20 protein-coding genes and 3 pseudogenes are annotated in these 21885 nt (G+C 41.3%); 6 read left to right on the top strand and 17 right to left on the bottom strand.

The annotated features are described in order from the left end of the window. Nucleotides 1-55: 55 nt before the first annotated feature. The 8 genes from NSQ44_RS09050 to NSQ44_RS09015 all read right to left on the bottom strand — a co-directional run bounded on the left by NSQ44_RS09050 (nucleotide 56) and on the right by NSQ44_RS09015 (nucleotide 3999). Complete coding sequence (locus NSQ44_RS09050; protein ID WP_340856677.1) at nucleotides 56-1186, bottom strand: MBL fold metallo-hydrolase; 1131 nt, start codon at nucleotides 1184-1186, stop codon at nucleotides 56-58. A 47-nt stretch (nucleotides 1187-1233) separates the two neighbouring features. Further along, nucleotides 1234-1803 carry a sulfurtransferase TusA family protein gene (locus NSQ44_RS09045; RefSeq protein WP_340856674.1) on the bottom strand — a complete coding sequence of 190 codons (570 nt, stop codon included), beginning with the start codon at nucleotides 1801-1803 and terminating at the stop codon, nucleotides 1234-1236. A 27-nt stretch (nucleotides 1804-1830) separates the two neighbouring features. Then, complete coding sequence (locus NSQ44_RS09040; RefSeq protein ID WP_340856672.1) at nucleotides 1831-2127, bottom strand: rhodanese-like domain-containing protein; 297 nt, start codon at nucleotides 2125-2127, stop codon at nucleotides 1831-1833. A gap of 13 nt (nucleotides 2128-2140) precedes the next feature. Continuing rightward, nucleotides 2141-2506 (bottom strand): rhodanese-like domain-containing protein, encoded by a 366-nt coding sequence (locus NSQ44_RS09035; protein ID WP_340856669.1) that lies wholly within the window; start codon nucleotides 2504-2506, stop codon nucleotides 2141-2143. Nucleotides 2507-2517: 11 nt separating this feature from the next. Next, nucleotides 2518-3000 (bottom strand): DsrE/DsrF/DrsH-like family protein, encoded by a 483-nt coding sequence (locus NSQ44_RS09030; protein WP_340856667.1) that lies wholly within the window; start codon nucleotides 2998-3000, stop codon nucleotides 2518-2520. Nucleotides 3001-3053: 53 nt separating this feature from the next. Then, nucleotides 3054-3281, bottom strand: a complete 228-nt coding sequence (locus NSQ44_RS09025; RefSeq protein WP_066246718.1) for a sulfurtransferase TusA family protein — start codon at nucleotides 3279-3281, stop codon at nucleotides 3054-3056. Between the two features lie 95 nt (nucleotides 3282-3376). Further along, a complete protein-coding gene (locus NSQ44_RS09020) occupies nucleotides 3377-3637 on the bottom strand; it encodes a metal-sensitive transcriptional regulator (RefSeq protein ID WP_063389517.1) in 261 nt (86 codons plus the stop codon). Next, nucleotides 3604-3999 carry a sulfurtransferase gene (locus tag NSQ44_RS09015; RefSeq protein ID WP_240326745.1) on the bottom strand — a complete coding sequence of 132 codons (396 nt, stop codon included), beginning with the start codon at nucleotides 3997-3999 and terminating at the stop codon, nucleotides 3604-3606. The genes NSQ44_RS09020 and NSQ44_RS09015 overlap by 34 nt, the downstream gene beginning before the upstream one ends. A gap of 197 nt (nucleotides 4000-4196) precedes the next feature. Here NSQ44_RS09015 and NSQ44_RS09010 point away from each other — a divergent pair, with 197 nt between their 5' ends. Further along, a complete protein-coding gene (locus NSQ44_RS09010) occupies nucleotides 4197-5699 on the top strand; it encodes a transposase (protein WP_094244664.1) in 1503 nt (500 codons plus the stop codon). 360 nt (nucleotides 5700-6059) lie between these two features. Here the strand turns inward: NSQ44_RS09010 and NSQ44_RS09005 are convergent. Both NSQ44_RS09005 and NSQ44_RS09000 read right to left on the bottom strand, forming a co-directional pair. Next, a pseudogene (locus tag NSQ44_RS09005) lies at nucleotides 6060-6956 on the bottom strand (MBL fold metallo-hydrolase); the annotation flags it as partial. A 22-nt stretch (nucleotides 6957-6978) separates the two neighbouring features. After that, nucleotides 6979-7473: pseudogene (locus NSQ44_RS09000) on the bottom strand (nitrilase-related carbon-nitrogen hydrolase); the annotation flags it as partial. Nucleotides 7474-7537: 64 nt separating this feature from the next. Here NSQ44_RS09000 and NSQ44_RS08995 point away from each other — a divergent pair. The 3 genes and pseudogenes from NSQ44_RS08995 to gnd all read left to right on the top strand — a co-directional run. After that, complete coding sequence (locus NSQ44_RS08995; protein ID WP_340856664.1) at nucleotides 7538-7819, top strand: transposase; 282 nt, start codon at nucleotides 7538-7540, stop codon at nucleotides 7817-7819. A gap of 20 nt (nucleotides 7820-7839) precedes the next feature. Next, on the top strand, nucleotides 7840-8280 hold the full coding sequence (locus NSQ44_RS08990; RefSeq protein WP_340856662.1) for an IS3 family transposase: 441 nt from the start codon (nucleotides 7840-7842) through the stop codon (nucleotides 8278-8280). Continuing rightward, nucleotides 8255-8800 (top strand): annotated as a pseudogene (gene gnd / locus NSQ44_RS08985) (phosphogluconate dehydrogenase (NAD(+)-dependent, decarboxylating)); the annotation flags it as partial. The gene NSQ44_RS08990 and the pseudogene gnd, both read left to right, overlap by 26 nt. Before the next feature lie 172 nt (nucleotides 8801-8972). Here the strand turns inward: gnd and NSQ44_RS08980 are convergent. The 6 genes from NSQ44_RS08980 to NSQ44_RS08955 form a co-directional block, all read right to left on the bottom strand. After that, nucleotides 8973-9998, bottom strand: a complete 1026-nt coding sequence (locus NSQ44_RS08980) for a LacI family DNA-binding transcriptional regulator (protein WP_340856660.1) — start codon at nucleotides 9996-9998, stop codon at nucleotides 8973-8975. A gap of 22 nt (nucleotides 9999-10020) precedes the next feature. Continuing rightward, nucleotides 10021-12384, bottom strand: coding sequence for a glycoside hydrolase family 31 protein (locus NSQ44_RS08975; RefSeq protein ID WP_340856658.1), 2364 nt, complete (start codon nucleotides 12382-12384; stop codon nucleotides 10021-10023). Between the two features lie 12 nt (nucleotides 12385-12396). Further along, nucleotides 12397-13929, bottom strand: a complete 1533-nt coding sequence (locus tag NSQ44_RS08970; RefSeq protein ID WP_340856656.1) for an alpha-amylase family glycosyl hydrolase — start codon at nucleotides 13927-13929, stop codon at nucleotides 12397-12399. Nucleotides 13930-14005: 76 nt separating this feature from the next. After that, on the bottom strand, nucleotides 14006-14848 hold the full coding sequence (locus NSQ44_RS08965) for a sugar ABC transporter permease (RefSeq protein WP_012749390.1): 843 nt from the start codon (nucleotides 14846-14848) through the stop codon (nucleotides 14006-14008). After that, the gene (locus tag NSQ44_RS08960) at nucleotides 14848-16128 is read right to left on the bottom strand and encodes a carbohydrate ABC transporter permease (RefSeq protein ID WP_339211495.1); all 1281 of its coding nucleotides are present in this window, start codon (nucleotides 16126-16128) and stop codon (nucleotides 14848-14850) included. The genes NSQ44_RS08965 and NSQ44_RS08960 overlap by 1 nt, the downstream gene beginning before the upstream one ends. A 64-nt stretch (nucleotides 16129-16192) precedes the next feature. Continuing rightward, on the bottom strand, nucleotides 16193-17467 hold the full coding sequence (locus NSQ44_RS08955) for a sugar ABC transporter substrate-binding protein (protein WP_340856651.1): 1275 nt from the start codon (nucleotides 17465-17467) through the stop codon (nucleotides 16193-16195). A gap of 256 nt (nucleotides 17468-17723) precedes the next feature. Here NSQ44_RS08955 and NSQ44_RS08950 point away from each other — a divergent pair, with 256 nt between their 5' ends. Next, the gene (locus NSQ44_RS08950) at nucleotides 17724-19490 is read left to right on the top strand and encodes an alpha-glycosidase (protein ID WP_340856649.1); all 1767 of its coding nucleotides are present in this window, start codon (nucleotides 17724-17726) and stop codon (nucleotides 19488-19490) included. A 34-nt stretch (nucleotides 19491-19524) separates the two neighbouring features. On the opposite strand, the gene NSQ44_RS08945 is transcribed toward NSQ44_RS08950, so the two are convergent. Beyond that, complete coding sequence (locus tag NSQ44_RS08945; RefSeq protein ID WP_340856646.1) at nucleotides 19525-20388, bottom strand: AraC family transcriptional regulator; 864 nt, start codon at nucleotides 20386-20388, stop codon at nucleotides 19525-19527. A gap of 124 nt (nucleotides 20389-20512) precedes the next feature. Here NSQ44_RS08945 and NSQ44_RS08940 point away from each other — a divergent pair, with 124 nt between their 5' ends. Beyond that, a complete protein-coding gene (locus NSQ44_RS08940) occupies nucleotides 20513-21865 on the top strand; it encodes an MATE family efflux transporter (RefSeq protein WP_340856644.1) in 1353 nt (450 codons plus the stop codon). The last annotated feature ends 20 nt before the right edge of the window (nucleotides 21866-21885 follow it).

Genomic DNA, 21885 nt, shown 5'->3' with positions numbered 1-21885 from the left:
AAGTCCCCCTTTATAAAAATCGGGGACGCCTTGTGCATCCCCCGATTTTTCCTTTTTAATGCGTATGATGTAACGCACAACGGTTCGGTCCGATTTCCAACTCTTGTTGTTGTTCGGCATCGACAACTTTTTGACCGCGGTTAATCGCCACGATATCTTCAAAGTTTGGCGGTGTTTCTGTATTGGCATTTTGGACGACGATTTCAATAAATTCTTCTTTTTGTTTATTTTGCATCATCTCATTGCGTGAACGGATGTTGCCTAACGTATCTCCGATATATCCTGCTTCGTTCATTTCGTCGTCTAAGTTTGCATAATGCCCTGGCAACACGATCACATCGTCCGCAATTGTAGCGACTTTTTCATAGACTGTGTCGTATAAATCCGCTGCCCATTCTGCCGCTTTTCCTCCTAAGTCTGGACGTCCTAGACCACCGACAAAAATCGTATCTCCTGAGAAGAGAAGTTTTTGGTTTACGAAGAACGATACACTTCCTGGCGTATGTCCTGGTGTTTTCACTGCTAGCACTTCTAACTGAACTTGCTCAAACTCAATTTTGTCATGCGCTTCTAGCGGTTCAAAATCAAAGACCGCTCCTTCGCTTTTCATTAAATAATATTTCGCCCCTGTGCGTTCTGCTAACGCTCTTCCGCCAGAAACATGGTCAGCGTGCAAGTGTGAATCAACGATATGCGTAATGTTGACGCCTTCTTCTTTCGCCGCATTCTCGTATACATCAATAAAGCGTGAAGGATCGACAACAAGTGCTTCGTTTCCGGAGATGACCATGTAAGACAAACAGCCTTTTCCAACGCGAATAAATTGATATACTTTTATTTTGTCATCTTCATACACTTTTGCTTGATGAAGATGTTCGCTCCATGCTTTCATGCCGCCCACAAGCGTATACACATTGTCAAAGCCCGCTTCTTCTAGTTGTTCCGCCACGAACGCAGACGATCCACCTTTAGCACAGACAACGACAATCTCTTTATCGGTTGGAATGCGGTCTTTCACTGCGTCAATACCATCCAACAACTCAAAATAAGGAACGTTTAAGTATTCAAAATTTTCCGCTTCAACTTTCCAATCGTGAAAATCGCTTTCGTTACGCACATCGAAAATCAAGACGTTTTCTTTATTTAATACTTTGCTTGTTAATTGTTGTACTGTCATTTCTTTCATATCTTATACCCCCTATAGTATAAATTTATCAAAAAAAAACCCCTTCATTACAACTGTTCTGTTTCCACCGGTCCATTCCATTTGGACATCCCTGGAACGACATTCCAAACGTTCGAAAATCCTTTTTCCACTAATGTTTGCGCGGCCAAGTCGCTACGATTACCTGTACGGCATACAACATAAATCGTATTGTCTTTCGATAATTCTTCTGCCCGGTTTTCCAATTCACCAAGCGGAATGGAAATGGCTCTTGGAATATGTCCGAACGCATACTCTGCTGGTTCGCGAACATCTAAAATCGTAACAGATGCATCATTCAATTTCGTAAGCAATTCTTCATTGGAAATGACATGAGGAAACTTTGCTTCTTCTTTTGTTTCGTTCTCGCTTGTTTTGCGAATGTAATGTTTTAAGACGTTTCCTTGTTCGATCGTGCCAAGATATTGATGTCCTGTGCTTTCTGCCCACGCTTTAATATCCGCTTTGGAACCTTTATCTGTTGCTTCGACTTCTAGCACTTGACCTGGTTGTAGTTCGTTGATCGCTTTTTTTGTTTTAACAATTGGCATCGGGCATGATAATCCTTTTGCATTGATGGTCATATTCACTTGAATCATGTTCTCTCTCCTCCTTGCAATATTTGCTTATTCAACAGGCCCTTCCCATGCTAGCATGCCGCCTGTCATGTTCGTAACGTTGTATCCATAGCTTTCTAAAAATTGAGTAGCACGAGCGCTTCTTGCACCTGAACGGCAAACAATAATGTATTCTTGATCTTTTTCTAATTCATTCATGCGAAATTCCAATAAACCTAACGGAATATTGACAGCGCCAGGAAGTTTCCCAGCAGCGACTTCTTCGACCTCCCGAACATCAATGATATTTAATGAATTTCCGTTTTGGAGAAGTTGTTCTACTTCTTTTGTAGTGATTTCTTTCATTGTTTCTCCCTCCTTACATCCAAGGATTCATGCCGCCTGTCACATTCGTGACGTGTTTAAAACCGAGTTTCTTTAATAATTTGCTCGCTTTTGTGCTTCTCATACCGCTTTGACAAATGACAATGACTTCCTTTTCTTTTGACAATTCATGCGCTCGCTTCTTCAATTCATGAAGCGGAATGTTTTGAAAGCCACGAATATGATTCGTACGAAATTCCATCGGTGTTCGAACATCGACATATTGTACATCTTTTTTGCCTAATTCCTTTTTTAATTCGCTCGCCGTAATCGTTCGCACACCTTTTGCCGGCAAAAGCCGACCGGTAAGAAACGAAGCAGCGAGCAAAAATAATAATATATTCACAATGGTTTGAGTCATTAATCTTCACCTTAAATAAATAAGTTGACGTTGCCTTCGGAAGCGTCTGCTAAGTAAGTGGCTACACCCGCAAATTCGATGCCGTCAATCAATTCTTCTTGCTTTAGCCCTAACAAGTCAATCGTCATTTGACAAGCCACGAGTTTCACTTCTTGCTCTTTTGCCATTTCAATGAGCTGTGGAAGAGGCATCGCATTATGTTTTTTGATCACATGTTTAATGAGCTTCGGGCCCACACCTGCAAAGTTCATTCGTGAAAGACCCATTTTATCCGCTCCGCGTGGCATCATTTTCGCAAACATTTTTTCTAATAATCCTTTTTTCACCGGAACTGTCGAATCTTTACGCAATGCGTTAAGCCCCCAGAACGTATGAAAAATTGTAACCTCATGGTCATAGGCAGCAGCGCCGTTCGCGATAATATACGCTGCCATCGCCTTATCATAGTCACCGCTAAACAAGATGATCGTTGTTTTTTTCTTTTGCTGCGACATTTTGTTTCCACCTTCTTCTCAAAATACTAATAGGGGTATAAAGATAGCAAAAATTATCCCTTTTTGATCCAAAACGTAAAAACGCCATTTTCTTCTTTCATATTAACAACCGTATGTCCACTTGCCTTTGCCCAAGCGGTCAAATCGTTTTTGGAACCTTTATCCGTTGTATGCACCTCTAAAACTTGACCAGCTTCTAACTCATCAATTGCTTTTTTTGCTCTTACGACTGGCATTGGGCATGCAAAACCCTTCGCATCTAATACTTTATCTGCATTCATTGTCAATGACCTCCTTTAATATTACCATTACCCCTATATGTATATTAATAGGAATAAAAAAGCTGTCAACTTTTCAAAGAAAAGTTGACAAATTTTTAACGACTTTTTACCAACAGCTCTACTGCTTCTTTTACTAGGTGTTCCGTTTTTTCCCCATTTTCTAAGCTTTCACGGATACATTGCTCTAAATTGGAACTTACAATAACGGCAATAGTGCGATCAATAGCGTTTCGTGCAGCAGAAAGTTGAGAAATCACGCTTTTGCAGTCCTTTTCTTGTTCCATCATACCAATAATCCCTTTTACTTGTCCTTCAATTCGTTTTAGGCGGTTTTTGATTTCTTTGCTGTATTCCATTTGGCATTTCTCCTTTCTTTGCAAGGACAATCGGCCATTGAATAGCTCTTCACTTTAAAACCGCGGCTGCGCAAAAAGCGAATGCCTAAATTTTTTCCTACTTCATCACTTGCAATCACATGGATTGGTTTATCAGGAATTTCATAAACATGCCGTTTTAAATAAGCAAACGGTATGTGAAAGGAATTCGCAATGGGATAATGATTTGTTTTTTCGTTGTAATCACGAAGATCTAGAATCGTTAAAGAATTTATACTTTCATCGCGGTAGTCAACACACGGAACTCCTCTTACTGGATAATACCGCCGATAGACAGATATTGATAACAAAATAAATAAAGCCAAAAGCAGTATTCCTTCCAATTTTTCTTTTCACCTCATTCATTGTTTATAGTCTCTCGGAAATTAGTTTTCCGCATTCGCTCTAGTCTTTGGACTAGGGCTTTTTTATCGTTTCACCCCTAAAACAGGGATGCGAACAAACTTTCCTCTTGACAAACATACATTCGCCTCAACAATTAAGTGAGGTTATTTTTTATACTGAATACGGGGGAATTTGTATGCTTGGCAACATTCGTTCACACGAATCATATCTAAAATTTGTCGTTGAAGAATTCGACAACCATTCTATTAGTAAAGCCTTTTTAAAAGATTTCTACTTTGAACCTATTATCTGGTGTTCCTTAATGGACCTAACAGATACAGCGGATCTGCTTAAACATCGTTACTCCTCTAACCCTAGGGGAAGAAAGCCACGGAACCCTTGTGATATGCTTCGAAGCTTGCTTCTGATGCACCAACAAAGGGTAACCAGCGTCGATCATTGGGTATTTCATCTAAAAACGAACCATGTCCTTGCGATCCTTAGTGGTTTTTCACCGGGCAATGTGCCTGGAGTAGGTACATTTTATGACTTTTTTAACCGGCTTTGGCTTAGTCCTACTCCGCACCTGTCCAACCGTAAAAAGCGAAAATTGAAGAAACCCAGGAAAAAAGGGAAAAAGAATCAAAAGCTTGAACCCAAGAACCCACAAATTGTTGAGAAACTGGTTCGCCGTGCTTTAAAAAATAAGAAAGTCCGGTATACACCGAAGGCACATGATCAACTTCAAATCCTATTCCAATCCCTATTTGTAAATAAATCGGCATCAGCCGGGTTATTAGGGGAAACTCAGTCCCTCAGTATTCTCGCTGATGGCACTCCTGTTGAAACCGGTGGCCGGCCATACGGGAAATTCCTTTGTGACTGCCGGAAGAAAGGGAATTGGAAGTGCGATTGTAACCGCCAATTCTCAGACCCCGATGCCGATTGGGGTTGGGACAGTTCAAGAGAAAAGTACTATTACGGACGAAATCTTTTTATGGTGGCTGCCTCGGACAGTCCGTATAACCTGCCCATCTACCCAAGGTTGTACCGGGCAAGCAAACACGATTCCGTCCTGTTTGTGAGTACATTCCATGAACTTCTACACTGGTATCCCGATTGGAAGTTCGGAGAAGCCATCCTGGATTCAGCTCTGGATGCTTATGCCATTTATGAAATGTTGGAGCACTATGATGTTTCAGCGATTATTGACCTGAACCCAAGGCGTTCCAAAAAATTTCAGCACAAAGAAATGGATATTAATCTCGATGGTGTTCCAATCTGCCCCATAGGTCGACAGATGATCCATTGGGGATTAAATCAGAAAACCTATCGTCGTAAATGGCGGTGTCCAGCTGCAGTTGGGAAATGGAAATGTCCCAATCCGTGCTCTGATTCGGCATATGGACGCACCTTTTATACATCGACAAAGGATAATCCTCGTCTTTTTCCAAGAGTGAAACGTGACAGCAAAGAATGGTATAAGCGCTATTCTTTGCGCACTGGGGTCGAGCGTTGTATCAAGCGTCAAAAGATTGATTATCATTTGGAGGATTCAAGAGGGCGCAGTTCAAGACATTGGAGTATTCGCACATATTGCATCGGCATGTGCCAGCATGCCGATGCGTGGACAAAGGAGGCGGAAAAGAGTAACTTTTCCAATATAGATCCAATAATTAAAGCTCTTTTGTCCCTATAAAGCCATCTTAAAATACATTTTTTTAAAAATCCACTTCATGTGGTTTATTTGGCATGAATTTTTTTGAAAATGACTTATGAAAACTCCAAAGTTCCTCCAAAAATTAGCTTTCATCCCCCAAAATACCCGGAATCAGTTAGTTAATTTCCGAGCCTCTATTGTTTTTATTTATGAACAATTATATACATGTATAAGTATATAATCAACCGATTTATTTTTCTAAACAAATTTTGGAATAGAGGCATTGTCTTTACTTGTTAGTTATCAATATAGCTTTCCGTTTACTTAATTTAAAAAATATTTGCGGAGGGAGAAAAAGGAGACTCGGCATGAATGACTCAAGTCTCCCTTTTTTAATCATTACCGGACTGCGCAACGGTTTGGACCGATTTCCATCTCGCGTTGCTGCTCTTCATCTGGATGAAGCTTTCCCATATTTGTTTGCCGAATTTCCTGATAAGCATTCGGCTGCGGAGGCAAGTTTTCCGTCACCGTTTTTCGAAACTCTTCTTCGCTCGCGATATTGAGACCATGATTTTTTGCGTACAACATACCCAATGTAGTACCAACACTACCATCGTCATTCATTTCACCCGGTACCATAAAATGTGCAGGCAAAACCAACAGGTCATCTGCTAATTGTTTATAGCGCTCATATAATGTCTTGTGCAAATCCCCCACCCAATCCTGCGCTTTTCCAGCCAAATCCGGACGACCGATCGAATCGATAAATAAAACATCTCCCGTTAGTAAATATTGGTCATCTATAATAAACGAAGTGCTGCCAATTGTATGTCCCGGTGAGTAAACAGCTTCGATCACTGCATGACCGACCTGAATGCGATCCTCATCTTGAATCGGTGCATAGGAAAAGGTCACTTCTGTCGCATCTTTTGGAGGCAAATAGTACGTCGCTCCCAATTGTTCAGCTAACTTGCGGCCGCCGGAAATATGGTCTGCGTGCAAATGGGTATCAATGACATATTTAATAGAAATCTCGCGTTCCTTCGCAAACTCAACGTATACATCCGTCATGCGATTTGTATCAATAAGCGCACCTTCTCCGTTTGATTCGATCAAATAGGACAGGCAGCCTTTCCCGAGACGGACAAATTGATAAATCGCACCGCCGTTTTTCAGCTCAGCGATTTTGACCGGTTGTAAATGCTCGCTCCACGCTTTCATACCGCCTTCAATGGAATAAACATGTGAAAAACCTTCTTGTTCAAGCTGTTCGGCAACAAATAGCGATGATCCTTATAGAGCAGCTAGTCACATTTTATTTCCAATCCGGATAAAGATCCGTGCGTCGATCACGCCACGTGGTGACAGAACCGCTTTCGCGAACCTGATATAACAGCTCTAAATCGAGATCAGCGGTTACAATCATATCATGATTGATTTCTCCTTCTACCAAGATGCCGCGCGGAGGAAATGGGATATCGTTCGGTGTAATCACCGCCGCTTGCCCAAAATTTGCCCTCATGAAATCAACCGTAGGAAGGGAACCTACCGTACCAGTGGTGACGACATAAACTTGATTTTCGATTGCTCTCGCATGGCTGGTGTAACGAACACGATAAAATCCGTGACGATCATCGGTGCATGAAGGGCAGAAAATGACATCAGCCCCTTTCGCCTTTGCCATTCGAACGATTTCTGGAAATTCGATGTCATAGCAAGTCAACATCGCAATGGTTCCCTTGTCTGTTTCGAACACCTGCAAGCTTTCTCCAGGAGACATATTCCATTCCTTTACTTCCGTCGGAGTGATGCTAGTATAGTTTCATGGACACCCTTTAGTGAAATATAATATTAACGAAGGGATGTGTCCTGATATGGGTAACACAAGCGAAAAACGTAAACGTTATCATGCTGAATTTAAGGAAATGGTGGTTGAGCTTTATCAAACTGGAACACCAGTAAAACAGATCTGCAGCGAATATGGCCTGTCTGAAATGACAATCTACAAATGGATCAGAAAACAAAAACCGGTTAAGCTGGATGACGGGGGCTCTTTTACCCCGGAAGAATTTCTGAACCTGCAAAAAGAATTGCACCGGCTGAAAGAGGAAAACGAAATCTTAAAAAAAGCTATGGCCATATTCGCAAAGAAGTAGATCAAACCACTGTTATATCCATGATTGACGAGATAAGAGCCAAACACCATTATGACCTTAAAACCATGTGTACGGTCCTTGGCGTGCCGAGAAGTACCTACTATCAATCCAAACAAAAAACAGAGTCAAAAACAAAACGGGAAAACCGGGAGCTGACAGACAGAATACGAAAAATCCATACGGAAAGCAAGCAGAGATACGGAGCACCGAAGATCCACCATATGCTTGAAAAAGAAGGGCTCAAAGTCAGCCTGAAACGGGTTCAGCGTTTGATGAAGGCTGCAGGCATTTATTCCATTATCAGAAAAAAGTACCGCCCCCATTCCAATAAGGGCAAGATGGAAGAACACGATAACCTGCTGAACCAGGACTTCTCAACGACAACCATCAACGAGAAATGGGTTACGGATATTACGTACATTCATACTTTGAGAGACTGGTGGAGTGGAAGGTGCTCGTAACGGAGCGTGTTACATGGTTGGAGGGGATTCTGAAGCTTGGAACGTTGTCGAGCCTCTTTTCCGAGATACCGCTGTGGAAAATGGGTATTTATATACAGGAAAAGCAGGTAGCGGCCACTTCTTAAAAATGGTCCACAATGGGATTGAATACGGGATGATGGCGGCCATTGGTGAAGGATTCGAAATATTGGAGAAAAGTGAATTCGATTATGACTACGAAAAAGTGGCAAGAGTGTGGAATCACGGTTCTGTTATTCGTTCATGGCTCATGGAATTAACAGAACGCGCCTTTTCTAAGGATGCAAAATTAGAGGAAATCAAAGGGATTATGCATTCTTCCGGTGAAGGAAAATGGACAGTCGAAACGGCTTTAGATCTACAAACCGCTACTCCTGTCATCGCTATGTCTTTATTGATGCGGTATCGTTCATTAGAAACCGATACATTTACAGGCAAAGTGGTAGCCGCTTTACGCAACGAATTTGGTGGACATGCTGTAGAAAAAAATGAGGAGGAATAAGCCGTTATAATCATTTGAAGCATCTCCAGAAAAAACTTTTAAGGAAACAGCATAAAACTCCTCTATTTTCGATCAGAGAAATACAACTATCCATTCATGATAAATGAACTTCTCAATTTGAAAAAGCTGACTCTAAACGATCACGTGTAGGGTGACCGTTTGTGCCAGCTTTTTATTTCCGATAATAATCGCACGAAAACCGTCTGACAAGCCGATGCGGGATAATAATGCGCTTAATCGGTTCATTTGGGTTGGCGATTTTTTCGATTAAGTTTTTCGTTGCTTCGTAACCGAGTTGGAAGATATGAATGTCGACCGAGGTTAACGGCGGGCGCGACATTTCCGCCAGCAGCGTGTTGTTGAAGCTGACGATCGAAATGTCATCGGGAACGCGCAGTCCCATTTCATCCAATGTCTTCAGCACGCCTAAGGCCATTAAATCATCGGCAACGACGAGCGCTGTCGGCGGCTCAGCGAGCGAAAGCAGCTCTTTCATCGCTTCTTGGCCGCCTTCCTGCAAAAATTCTTCGTGCATGATATAGTCTTCGCGATAAGGAAGGCCCGCTTCTCTCAAAGCCTCCTCGTAACCATGCAATCGGTCGACAGTCACTAAATATTGCTTATTGCCGCCGACAAAAGCGATTCGTTCATGGCCGCGCGCGATCAAATGCTCCGTCGCTTCTTTGCTCGCCCGGTAATTGTCATTATCGACATGGGTGATTTGTTCTTCCTTTTGATGCGGCTTCCCGATGACGACAAATGGGAATTGATGTTTTTGCAAATATTTCATCAGTCTATCATTGATGCGCGAATATAATAAAATCACTCCGTCGACGCGGCGGCCTTGAAGCATGTCCACAACCCCTTCGTAAATTTCTTTTTCTTTTTCGCCTGTGGACATTTGCAAAGCGTATTTTTTTTCATGTGCTGCTTTGCTGATGCCGCGGATGACTTCTGGAAAGAACGGGTTTTGCAGCGCCTGTTCCGCTGCGCTTGGCATGACAATGCCGATCACCTGTGTTGCTTGATTGGCCAAACTGCGCGCAATAAAATTCGGATGATAGCCAAGTTCTTTCATTGCCTGTCGCACTTTTCGCTTCGTCTTCTCACTAATTCGCGGACTGTCGGCAATAACGCGGGAAACCGTGGAGGGAGCCACGTTTGCTCGTTTTGCAACATCTTTTATCGTAACGTTCATCATTTACTCCCCCATTCGATGCTCATTCACTTTGGATGAGTAGGATACGCTGATGAGGATCAAATATCGCATTTTGTTCGTTTCCATCGATCGTGACTTTCGTCTGTTCCGTCGCGTGATGAATTGCAAAAGAGAGCTTCCAACTTGGTTGATACGTTCCTTCGCTTTTCGTTACGATATGCACGGAATTTTCGCCATATTCGACCTCAATATACATGCGTAAATAATCTCCCTTTTCGTAAGAGAACGTTTGTCCGTCATCATCATACAGTACATACGTCGCTTTGCCACCATTGGCCTTATAAATATGAACAGTCCGATGTTCGTCCGGCATTTCTGTCGAACGCTTAACGTCACCTAAGGCAATAGCCGATCCTTGTTTAATGAAAATTGGCAATGTCTCTAAATCCGCAGAAATTAAATGGTATTGACCGCCTTCTAGCACTTCGCCTGTCCAATAATCCACCCAGTTTCCTTTCGGGAAATAAGCGACGCGACGGGTCGTGCTCGGCGTCATGATCGGCGCAATTAATACATTGGCACCAACGAGAAATTCGTCATACAGATTATACGTGTTTTCATCATCCGGGTACTCGAAAAACAATGGTCTCATGACAGGTGCCCCTGTTTCATGTGCCTCCGCAAACAATGTATATAAATGTGGAAGCCACTGATAGCGCAATCGAATATATTTTTTTATGATGCGCTCATATTTTTCCCCAAACGCCCACGGTTCTTGACGGCGGAACCCAATCGCGCAATGATTGCGAAAATATGGCGTAAACGCCCCTACTTGCATCCATCGCGTCAACAGCTCTCCATTCGTGTTATGGGCAAAACCGCCAACATCCGGACCGCAAAACGCAACTCCAGATAATCCTAAGTTCATACACATCGGCAGTGACATTTGCAAGTGTTCCCAGAAGCTGCGATTATCCCCCGTCCATACCGCGGCATAGCGCTGAATGCCGGAAAAGCCAGCGCGTGTTAATAAGAACGGGCGCTTTCCGTTTAATAATTTTTTCATTCCTTTATACGTTGCTTCTCCCATCATAAAGCCATACACGTTATGAAGCTCGCGATGCGTTTTCGGATCGCCGTCGTTGTCGTGTATCACTTTGACGTCCATCGTTTTCGTTTCGTTAAAAACGGATGGTTCGTTCATGTCGTTCCAAATGCCTTCAATGCCTAAATCCGTATAAAATTGGTGCTTTTCTCCCCACCATTTTCGCACCTTTTTATTTGTAAAATCCGGAAACGCGCTCTTGCCCGGCCAGACTTCTCCAAAATAAACGTTTCCTTCGATATATTTGCAAAAATAATCATGGTGAATGCCTTCCTGGTAAATGACGTATTCTGGGTCTTCTTTCACTCCGGGGTCGACAATCGGAACAACACGAATTCCTTTTTGTTTTAAATCGGCAATGAGCTGCTTCAGATTCGGAAAACGGTTACGGTCAAACGTAAACACGCGATAGCCATTCATGTAATGAATATCTAAATAAATGACATCAAGCGGAATGTCTTTTTCGATAAACGTTTGTGCGATCTCTCTTACTTCTTGTTCGGTTTCATAGCTATAGCGGGATTGATGATACCCGAGTGCCCATTTTGGCGGAAGCGGCATTCGGCCGGTAAGATCCGTATATTGTTCTAACACGTCCTTTGGCGTTGGACCAGCAAAAACGTAATAATCAATGGCCCCTCCTTCTGCGGAAAAACAATACTCATCGGTCGCTGTTTGAAAATCAAATGTTGTTTTGTACGTATTGTCAAAGAAAATGCCATGCGCACTTCCATTTCGCACCGTCATAAAATACGGATGGGATTGGTATAACGGGTCCGTTTCCGGATTGTGTGGCGCATACACATCCGTATTCCACATCGTCATTGTTTCGCCACGCTTATCGAGGAACCCTGTTTTTTCACCAAATCCGTAAAAATGGTCAGCTTCATCCATCATTTTAAAACAGCATACTTCTCCTTGGTAGGTAAACGCCATCCCCTTTTTTCCTTCCGCAACAAGCAGTCGTCCATGATTGTCGTAAATGCGGACGCGAAACGGTCGTTTTTGCAAAACAACCGTCAGTTTTGCCGATGTTAACGTCACCTCTTCCTCGGTTTCATGTACGGAGGCATCTACTTTTTCCGGCTCTTTTACGACAGCGACACTTGTGGACAAACTTGTTTCGCCAAAAGGGTTGAAGGCGATACGGACAATATCTTCACGGTAAAATCGAATTTTGACGATTCCTGTGTCGCAATGGAATGAAAATACGTGTTCCGTATGAGAAAATGTATGCATATTCCCGATGTCGATCCGGTGCGTTTCTTGCGTTTTGTCATCTTGTTCCGGCTGAATGGCGAAGCTTGTATCCTCGAGCATCTTTTTTCCCTCCTAGGTTGTCTGTTTTGACCTTTTCTTTACATAATATAAAAACAACCCAAATAGCACATAAATGGCAATTAACGTTGCAATAAATGGAATATTGAGCCCCGTCTTTTTCGCAAGCACATAAATTTCCGCTGTCTCGCGATTTAAAATGAGATCATATCCGTCGCGATCGCTTCGGACTAAATCTCCTGCCAGCAGTCCGCGTAGTTCTTTTCCCGGGGCAAGTTGATTGTTTGTCAAATGAACCTTTCGTGTTTTTCCGGTATTGTTAATGGCAATGACCGCTGTTTCGTCTTTATACGTCCGCTTAAAGACAGCCATACCGTTTTTTTCATATAACAATGTAAAATCGCCGCGCCGTAGCGATGGTAGCTGTTGGCGCAGTTCCCCTAATTTTTTAATATAATCAATGATTTCCTTGTCAGTACGGAAATTCATTAAGCGACGATTATCCGGATCGTTCCCGCCGTCCATTGCAATTTCTGTTCCATAATACATAATCGGAATGCCCGGTGCAGAGAACAAATACGTTAAACCGAGCTTAATTCTCGTTATTGGATTTTGCTTATTTTCTATCGCAAGTCTTGTAAAACGTACCGTATCATGATTGTCTAAAAATGTTCCAAGCAAATACGGGCGATCGTAAAATGTTTTGTCATACTCCCATACGTCGTAAAGCGGCCGCAACGATTGATCGCGCTTGCTGAACACTTTCGTGATTTCGTTGTAAAGCGGATAATCGACAAACCCGTCGATGCCGTATTTTCCGTAATCCGCAATATAGCGCGGATCATCAGCCCATACTTCTCCAAGCAGCAAGAAGTCTTTTTTAACTGATTTTACTTCTTTGGAAAACTCTTTCCAAAATGATTTTGGCACATGGCGAACAGTATCTAAACGATAGCCGTCAATATCGGTCTGTTTGATCCACCACTTTGCCGCATCAATTAAATAGCGCTTCACTTCCGGATTTTCCTGCGCCAAATCCGGGAGGCCGTACACCCAGCCGTTTTCTACTTGCTTTTGGTTATTCCAATCGAAAATTTCTTTTTTCTCATGGAACCAATCCTTTTTTGCCGGGTCATTCAGCCATGGATGGTGGTAGCCGGTATGGTTGGCGACAAAATCCAGAATCACCTTCATGTTGCGTTTATGCGCTTCTTTCACTAACGTTTTTAAATCTTCCATCGTGCCAAAATGCGGATCGACTTTGTAAAAGTCTTGAATCCAATACCCATGATAGCCGCCCGGTTCATTTTTAAAAATCGGTGTCAGCCAAATCGCCGTAAATCCCATATCTTTAATGTAGTCTAGTTTGGCGGTCACTCCTTTTAAATCACCGCCGTGATATCCTTTTGGATCATTGACATTAACGTCTTGGTCATTGGTCGGATCCATGTTGTTGAAGCGGTCGACCATAATAAAATAAATTGCCTCATCTTGCCATGTCCGTTCTTCTTTTTCAGCAGCTTGTACCGGAACCGCACAAAAAAGAAGAAACGGAAGCATAAATAAAGCGAATACTCGATTCCCCATTTCCGCTTCCCCTCTTTATCTCTAGTATCGTTTGACTCATCGGAAAGGGGTAATACCAATTCTATCATAACGGTTATTACCCTTTTGTTCCACCTGCTGTTAAGCCAGAAATTAAATAACGTTGCAAGAATAAGAATACGATGGCAATCGGCGCAGCAATTAAAATAGAACCAGCGGCAAAACGAGTAAAGTTATTGGCAAATCGGTCGCTAATAAAGTTAAACAATCCGACTGCAAGCGTATATTTTTCTGGATCGCGTAAAACGATTGATGGCAATAAGAAATCCGTAAACGGTGCCATAAAATTGAACAGCGCCACAACCGCTAAAATCGGTTTCGCAAGTGGAAGCATAATTCGGAAAAACACAGCCAAATGTCCTGCACCATCAATGCGTGCCGCCTCATCAAGCTCGCGTGGAATCGTGTCAAAATACCCTTTAACAAGCCAGGCGTTAAACGGAATTTGCCCACCGACATAAATGAGAATAAGTCCCCATAGAGAGTCTAAAAGCCCAAGCATATTTAGTAAAATATAAAGTGCGACCATCGCCATCAATGACGGAAACATTTGTAGCACAAGAAATAAATATAATCCCATTTTCCGTCCAACAAATTGGTAGCGGGAAAACGCATAAGCAATTAATGCTGTAAAAAAGACAGATAAAATAGAATTGGCAAATGCAACGAATAAGCTATTTTTATACCATAGCAAATAATCACTCTGCGGGCTTGTAAATAACCATTTATAATGTTCCAAAGACGGCTTTTCTGGAATTAACGATGCAGAATATAAGCTCGTTCCCGGATTGAATGACATGCTAATGGTCCAAAGAAGCGGATATGCGATAATAACAAACATAAATGCAATAAATAAATAAATCAACGTGACTTCGATTCGTGATTTTGTTTTTCGACTCATTAAATGTTCCCCTCCTCTTTAAAGGAACGTGTACGTCTAAATTGGTATAAAGCAAAGCCGCCCACAATCAATCCGATAATAATGGAAATCGCTGCAGCCATATTGTAGTTGTTTGTCGTAAACGTTAAATCATATACCCAAGAAATTAAAATATCGGTTCCTCCGGCATTTTGACCACGCACTGCCGGACCGCCATCGTTGAATAAATAAATAATATTAAAGTTATTAAAGTTGCCGGCATACTGCATAATCAATAGCGGAGCCGTCGCATAGAGCACATGCGGCAATGTAATCGAGCGAAACTTTTGCCAGCGAGAAGCTCCGTCGATGTCCGCCGCTTCGTACCAATCGCGGGAAATGCTTTGCAGCACGCCAGTAAATAAGGCAAATACAAACGGGAAGCCTAACCATGTTTGAATCAAAATTAAGGCGACTTTTGTCCAAAACGGGTCGTTCATCCATGGAATCATCACGCCAAATGCGCTTAAAATATCGCGGTTAATCGCTCCGAATTTATCGTTAAACATCGCTGCAAACACGAGAATCGTCACGAACGCTGGAACCGCCCACGGCAAAATTAATACAGTCCGAATGAACCGTTTAAATTTAATGCGCGGGTCATTGACTAAAAGGGCTAAAAATAATCCTAGCGCAATTTGCGAAGTGGTAGCGACAATTGTCCACACAATCGTCCAAGAAAATACGCTGAAAAATGTATTTTGCCAAATTGGCACGGATACTAAGTTTTTAAAGTTTTCAAACCCAACCCAATGCAACAAATGGCGCGGTGGAGAATTATATAAGTTATAATCAGTAAACGCTAGGGATACCATAAAAAGTAGAGGTAGCACGACAATAAATACCAGCATGACAAGACCAGGAGTGACAAATACATATGGGAATCCTTTATCCCAAGCGTTTTTGCAAGATTCGATCAGCGACGGAAACGGTTCTCCACGTTGAAGGCGAAGCGCATCTTTCCGCGCGTCCATAATATTAAAATAGTAAAGAGCGGCCGCAAATGCGATGATAATGACAGAAACTAGACCTTGAATTAACAAGAAAATCGAATGATCGACTTTCGGAATTTCCCCTAATGTAATGAGTCCCCATAATCCAATGTTTAAAAAGTTATAAAACGTCATCAAAAAAGCTGCTTCAATGATAATAAATAAAATCCCTTTGACATAGCGCCGATTGTATAATTGCCCTAAGCCAGCAAAAAGGACCGATAACACAACGGCAACAACCGGATTATGCCGCACCCTTTTTTCAGGCATGTTGTATCCCCCCTATACGTGATAAGAATGGTGGATAGAGAGCTCTATCCACCAAATTATTACGTCATTTTCCACCGCTTGCTGCGATTTTATCTTGAATCGTTTTTACTGCTTCCGTTAATACTGCTTTTGGATCATCACCTTTTGCGATGAATTGTAACGCATTGCCCATTGGATCCCATACTTGTGACATTTGCGGTACGTTTGGCATTGGCTCTCCGTATTGAATTTGCTCTGCAAATCCGGAAATTAATGGGTTATTTTTAATTTTTTCATTTGTTAACGCTTTTTCATTTGCTGGCATTTCACCAGCAACTTCATAGTAATGAAGTGAATTTTCTTCGTTAGTCACAAATTTCATAAAGTCCGTCGCCCATTCTTTGTTCTTCGAATAAGCAGATAACATCCATGTTTTCACACCGACAAACGATTTTGGATGTTCGCCATTTTCTAATACTGGAAGTGGAGCAGTCGCTAATTTATCCCCTAACGCATCATGATATGTGGCAATGTTCCATGGGCCACTAATAATCGTCGCTACATTTCCTTTTTGAAATAAGCCGTTCATAATATCTTCGTTAATTTCTTTTGGAATGTATCCATTTTTAAACCAAGATTGAACAAGTTCAGCCCCTTTTACAGCTCCATCATTTGCCAACCCGATATCGCTTGTGTCCACTTTGCCATCTTTGTTATGGAACACGTAGCCGCCATACCCTGCAAAGAATGGATAGACAAAATAGAAGTTTGCTGCTTCCATCAAGAAACCATATTGGTCTTTTGCAGCATTTGTTTTTTCTTTCGCGATTTTCATAAGATCTTCCATCGTTTTCGGAGCTTCAGGTACTAAATCTTTGTTGTAGAATAGACCGTATGTTTCCACGACAAAAGGTACACCATAAGTTTGACCGTCATAAGTAACCGCATCAATTGCTGTTTTGTTATATTCGCTTTTTGCATCGCCAAGATCAACTGGATCAGCTAAACCTTGGATAACAATGTCACCAATGCGGTCATGCGGCTGGAAAAACACGTCTGGACCTTTTCCTGCCGGACCGTCCAGCGCTATTTTTTGCGCTTGATCAAGCATGTTCACAGCGACCATTTCAATTTTGATTCCTGTTTTCTCTGTGTATTTTTTAAAGATATCGCTTAATGCCTGTTTTTGCTTTTCTTCATCATTTACCCAAACAACTAATTTTTCTGGTTTTTTTACATTTTCTGTTGTAGTTTCCTTTTTGTTTTCTTTCACTTGTTCGGTATCACGCTTTGGACCACACGCAGCCAAAACGCCGATCAGAAGAATCATCACCATAAACAATGAAACAACTTTTTTCATATATCCCCCTCCTAAAAGTTAATTCACTTATAGCGCAATCGCTTGTATTAGGAAATCGTTTGCACAAAACTACAAAAAAAGAGTAAGTTATCCATGAAAACGATTGCACCGCTCACTTTCATTATATCGTCTATTTTTTATTTGACAAGTTTTTTTCAATAAAAATTTGACTTTTTTGTTCAATTATCCTACTCTTTAAGTACAAAAACATATTTATGTGCAAACGATTGCTCTTGTTAAAGGAGTGGCAAAGAAAATGTTGAAAGAAGCCATTTATCATCGTCCAAAAGATAACTTTGCTTATGCGTACAATGAAAAAACGTTACATATTCGCCTTCGTACGAAAAAAAATGATATCGAAACCGTTTACCTTCTTTATGCTGATCCGTATGAATGGGTAAACGGCGTTTGGCAGCTGAACCGTGCTCCCATGGTGAAAAACGGGTCAGACGATTTGTTTGACTACTGGTTTATTGAAGTTGTTCCTCCATACCGCCGCCTTCGTTACGGGTTTGAATTAACAGCAGGCAGTGAAACGATAGTATATACGGAAAAAGGTTTTTACAACGAGGCACCAACAGATGATACCGCTTACTATTTTTGCTTTCCTTTTTTAAATAAAATCGATGTATTTCATGCGCCCGAATGGGCAAAAGATACGATTTGGTATCAAATTTTCCCGGAGCGCTTTGCAAATGGAAATCCGTCTTTGAATCCAGAGGGAACGCTACCTTGGGGAAGCGAAGAACCGACACCAACAAGTTTTTTCGGCGGCGATTTTGAAGGGATTATACAACACCTTGATTATCTTGTTGAGCTCGGTATTAACGGCATTTATTTTACTCCTATTTTCTATGCGCCATCTAATCATAAATATGATACGATAGATTATTTTGAAATCGATCCACATTTTGGAGATAAACAAACATTTAAAAAACTTGTTGATCTTTGCCATCAAAAAGGAATAAGAGTGATGCTAGATGCAGTATTTAATCATTGCGGTTACTATTTTGCACCGTTTCAAGATGTGCTAAAAAATGGTAATAATTCAAAATATAAGGATTGGTTTCATATTCACGAATTTCCGTTACGGACAGTCCCAAGACCAAACTATGATACGTTCGCATTTGTTGAGCAAATGCCAAAGTTAAATACGGAAAATCCTGAGGTAAAGCAGTATTTATTAGATGTAGCAACATATTGGATTCGCGAGTTTGATATCGATGGATGGCGATTAGATGTAGCAAACGAAGTAGACCACCAATTTTGGCGAGAATTCCGTCAAGCGGTGAAAGCAATCAAACCGGATGTTTATATTCTCGGAGAAATTTGGCACGATGCAATGCCATGGCTTCGAGGCGATCAATTTGATGCTGTCATGAATTATCCATTTACGAATGGCGTTATCCGCTTTTTCGCCAAAGACGAAATCCGTGCTGAACAATTTGCTAATATAATTATGAACGTTCTGCATTCTTACCCAGCAAACGTCAATGAAGTCGCTTTTAACTTGCTTGGCAGTCACGATACACCAAGAATTTTAACGACATGTAACAATGACGTACGAAAAGTCAAACTGCTATTTTTATTCCAACTCTCTTTTACCGGTTCTCCATGCATATACTATGGTGACGAAATTGGTATGACAGGTGGGCAAGATCCAGGATGCCGCAAATGTATGATTTGGGATGAAAGTAAACAAAACCGCGATATATTAGAACATGTGAAAAAACTCATTTCGCTTCGCAAGACTCATCCTGCTCTTGGAAGTCGAGGAAATATTACATTTATTGATGCAAATAATGAAACAAATCATTTAATATATACGAAAACATACAAGCACGAAACGATTTTAGTTATGATCAACAATAACAACAAAAATATTGAAGTCACGGTCCCATTGTCTCTTAAAGGAAAACGGCTAACGAACTTATGGACAAACGAGCAATTTGCTGTAGAAGCAAAAACATTGCGTGCAAACATTCCTCCATACGGTTTTCTCCTCTATCAAGTAGAAAATTGATAAAAGGCGAGAAGGAAGTATCCTCTCGCTTTTTTTACATCCGATGCACAGTACGGCGATATTCTGTCGGTGTAACTCCTTCTATTTTTTTGAATAGCCTTGAAAAATAGGCGCCATCTTCAATTCCTGCTCTCTTGGCAATCGCTTCAATCGTTTCATTCGTTTCTGCCAACCATTTTTTTGCTTTTGACAAGCGATAATAATTCAAATATTGCACAAAACTCATGCCAATTGTTTTTTGCATGCAACGGGTAATGTAGTCAGGATGAAATCGTAATGATTGGGCGAGCTGCTGAATCGTAATCGGTTCAGCATAATGCCGTTCGATGTAAGCAACCGCTTCGGCACACACTTTTTCAGAAGCGCTTGGAATATGCAGCTCCTGTTTTTGCAATTGCCAAAGGAATTCAACAAAATAGAGTAATTGCTTTAATGAACGATCTGGATCTCTTTCCTCATTCAGCTCGACTAATTGTTGAAGCAATTGTTCGATGCGTTCCCTTTGCTTTACTTTCGCATATTGCCGTATCCAAAAACGATATTGAACCGACTCGACATATGTTGCTTCCCTCTCAATGACATTTTGCCAGCTTAACGACTGTTTTGGAACAATGTCATATCCTCCTTCGATCGTAAAATGAAGCCAAACTAGTTGTGTTTCTTCCGTGCAAGGATAATGCCCGTAATGCTCTCTTCCCGGAATAAGAATAAGATATTCTCCTTCTTTTACAGCAAATTCCTTGTTTTCTTCTGTCATATATAAGCATCCCTTTTTCACATATAACAAATCAAACACAGAAAACGTCCGTCGAAAATGTTTTTGTCCTTTTGGAAATACGCTTTCTGCCCCTTTAATAAAAATCGGAAACGGCGGAAAAGAAAATGTTATGTATTCCATTCCAAACATCCTTTCACATGTCGGAAATATACAAATCAAATCGCTCTTTTCTCTTCTTATTATGCAATAAACTAGATAAACTTGATATAGTTTTAAAGTCGGAATGATTAAAGGAGTTGTCTTGATGAACACCGATCAGAAAAAACTTTCCTTATTTGCGCTGACATGGCCGATTTTTATTGAAACGCTATTATATATGGTCATGGGAAATGCCGATACATTGATGCTAAGCCAGTATTCGGATCACTCTGTTGCCGCTGTCGGCGTAGCGAATCAAATTATTGCTGTGATTATTGTCATGTTTAATTTTATTGCCTTAGCCACTTCCGTCTTAGTGGCGCAATATTTGGGGGCTGAAAGAAAGCAGCATGCAGTGGAAGTTTCGCTCATCTCTATCGCTGTTAACTTTTTGTTCGGCCTTGTACTTAGCAGTGTGCTATTCTTTTTCGGAAAGCCAATTTTATATACGATGAAACTATCGAACCATTTGCTTACAGAGGCGAACGACTATTTAATGATCGTCGGCGGATTTTTATTTATTCAAGCGCTCATTATGACCATTGGAGCTATATTAAAAAGCTATGGTTTTACCCGTGAAACGATGTACGTAACCATCGGCATGAACATACTGAATGTGATTGGCAACTACTTATTTATTTTTGGACCGTTCGATTTTCCAGTATTAGGAGTAAAAGGGGTGGCAATCTCGACAACCGTCAGCCGTCTCATCGGATTGATCGTTATCTTTTCTTTATTATTGAAACGGACAAAAATGCCATTTTCATTATCTGTTCTTCGTTCTTTGCCATTTCATCATATCCGGGATCTATTGAAAATCGGAATTCCATCCGCTGGAGAACACTTGGCGTACAATACGGCGCAAATGCTTATTACGTATTTTATTACTTGGCTTGGAGCAGAAGCGTTGACAACGAGAGTATATACGCAAAATATTATGATGTTTGTTTTTTTATTTGGCATTGCGATAAGTCAAGGGACGCAAATTCTTGTCGGCCATCTCGTCGGGGCCGGACGCTATACAGAAGCATATACACGTTGTTTAAAAAGTTTGCGCAGCGCCATCGTCATCTCGATCACGATGGCATCGATTAGTTTCATTTTCTCAAGACAGCTGCTTTCATTGTTTACAGATAATGAACAAATTATCGAAACAGGCCGATTGCTTCTCTTATTGACAATAGTATTAGAGCCCGGACGTTCGTTTAATCTCGTTATCATTAGTTCACTGCGAGCAGCTGGAGATGTTAAATTTCCAGTATATATGGGGATATTGTCCATGTGGGGCGTTAGTGTTGCCATTTCCTATTTTCTCGGTATTGAGGCTGGTTTAGGACTGATTGGGGTATGGATTTCCTTTATTGCTGATGAATGGCTGCGTGGATTGCTGATGTTATGGCGTTGGCGTTCGAAAGTGTGGATGAGAAAATCACTTATACCAAGCATAGAAACTGCATAGACAAAAAGAGCTGCGACAAA

Origin of the sequence: Aeribacillus sp. FSL M8-0254 (assembly GCF_038008845.1) — a bacterium.
GTDB classification, from domain to species: Bacteria; Bacillota; Bacilli; order Bacillales; family Aeribacillaceae; genus Aeribacillus; species Aeribacillus composti.
The sequence above is the reverse complement of the archived record's forward strand: the minus strand, read 5'-3'. Positions and strand labels throughout refer to the sequence as shown.

Coding starts and splice junctions, on each gene's coding strand:
- NSQ44_RS09050 (WP_340856677.1), bottom strand. CDS start 1,186: ATGAAAGAAATGACAGTACAACAATTAACAAGCAAAGTATTAAATAAA.
- NSQ44_RS09045 (WP_340856674.1), bottom strand. CDS start 1,803: ATGATTCAAGTGAATATGACCATCAATGCAAAAGGATTATCATGCCCG.
- NSQ44_RS09040 (WP_340856672.1), bottom strand. CDS start 2,127: ATGAAAGAAATCACTACAAAAGAAGTAGAACAACTTCTCCAAAACGGA.
- NSQ44_RS09035 (WP_340856669.1), bottom strand. CDS start 2,506: ATGACTCAAACCATTGTGAATATATTATTATTTTTGCTCGCTGCTTCG.
- NSQ44_RS09030 (WP_340856667.1), bottom strand. CDS start 3,000: ATGTCGCAGCAAAAGAAAAAAACAACGATCATCTTGTTTAGCGGTGAC.
- NSQ44_RS09025 (WP_066246718.1), bottom strand. CDS start 3,281: ATGAATGCAGATAAAGTATTAGATGCGAAGGGTTTTGCATGCCCAATG.
- NSQ44_RS09020 (WP_063389517.1), bottom strand. CDS start 3,637: ATGGAATACAGCAAAGAAATCAAAAACCGCCTAAAACGAATTGAAGGA.
- NSQ44_RS09010 (WP_094244664.1), top strand. CDS start 4,197: ATGCTTGGCAACATTCGTTCACACGAATCATATCTAAAATTTGTCGTT.
- NSQ44_RS08995 (WP_340856664.1), top strand. CDS start 7,538: ATGGGTAACACAAGCGAAAAACGTAAACGTTATCATGCTGAATTTAAG.
- NSQ44_RS08990 (WP_340856662.1), top strand. CDS start 7,840: ATGATTGACGAGATAAGAGCCAAACACCATTATGACCTTAAAACCATG.
- NSQ44_RS08980 (WP_340856660.1), bottom strand. CDS start 9,998: ATGAACGTTACGATAAAAGATGTTGCAAAACGAGCAAACGTGGCTCCC.
- NSQ44_RS08975 (WP_340856658.1), bottom strand. CDS start 12,384: ATGCTCGAGGATACAAGCTTCGCCATTCAGCCGGAACAAGATGACAAA.
- NSQ44_RS08970 (WP_340856656.1), bottom strand. CDS start 13,929: ATGGGGAATCGAGTATTCGCTTTATTTATGCTTCCGTTTCTTCTTTTT.
- NSQ44_RS08965 (WP_012749390.1), bottom strand. CDS start 14,848: ATGAGTCGAAAAACAAAATCACGAATCGAAGTCACGTTGATTTATTTA.
- NSQ44_RS08960 (WP_339211495.1), bottom strand. CDS start 16,128: ATGCCTGAAAAAAGGGTGCGGCATAATCCGGTTGTTGCCGTTGTGTTA.
- NSQ44_RS08955 (WP_340856651.1), bottom strand. CDS start 17,467: ATGAAAAAAGTTGTTTCATTGTTTATGGTGATGATTCTTCTGATCGGC.
- NSQ44_RS08950 (WP_340856649.1), top strand. CDS start 17,724: ATGTTGAAAGAAGCCATTTATCATCGTCCAAAAGATAACTTTGCTTAT.
- NSQ44_RS08945 (WP_340856646.1), bottom strand. CDS start 20,388: ATGGAATACATAACATTTTCTTTTCCGCCGTTTCCGATTTTTATTAAA.
- NSQ44_RS08940 (WP_340856644.1), top strand. CDS start 20,513: ATGAACACCGATCAGAAAAAACTTTCCTTATTTGCGCTGACATGGCCG.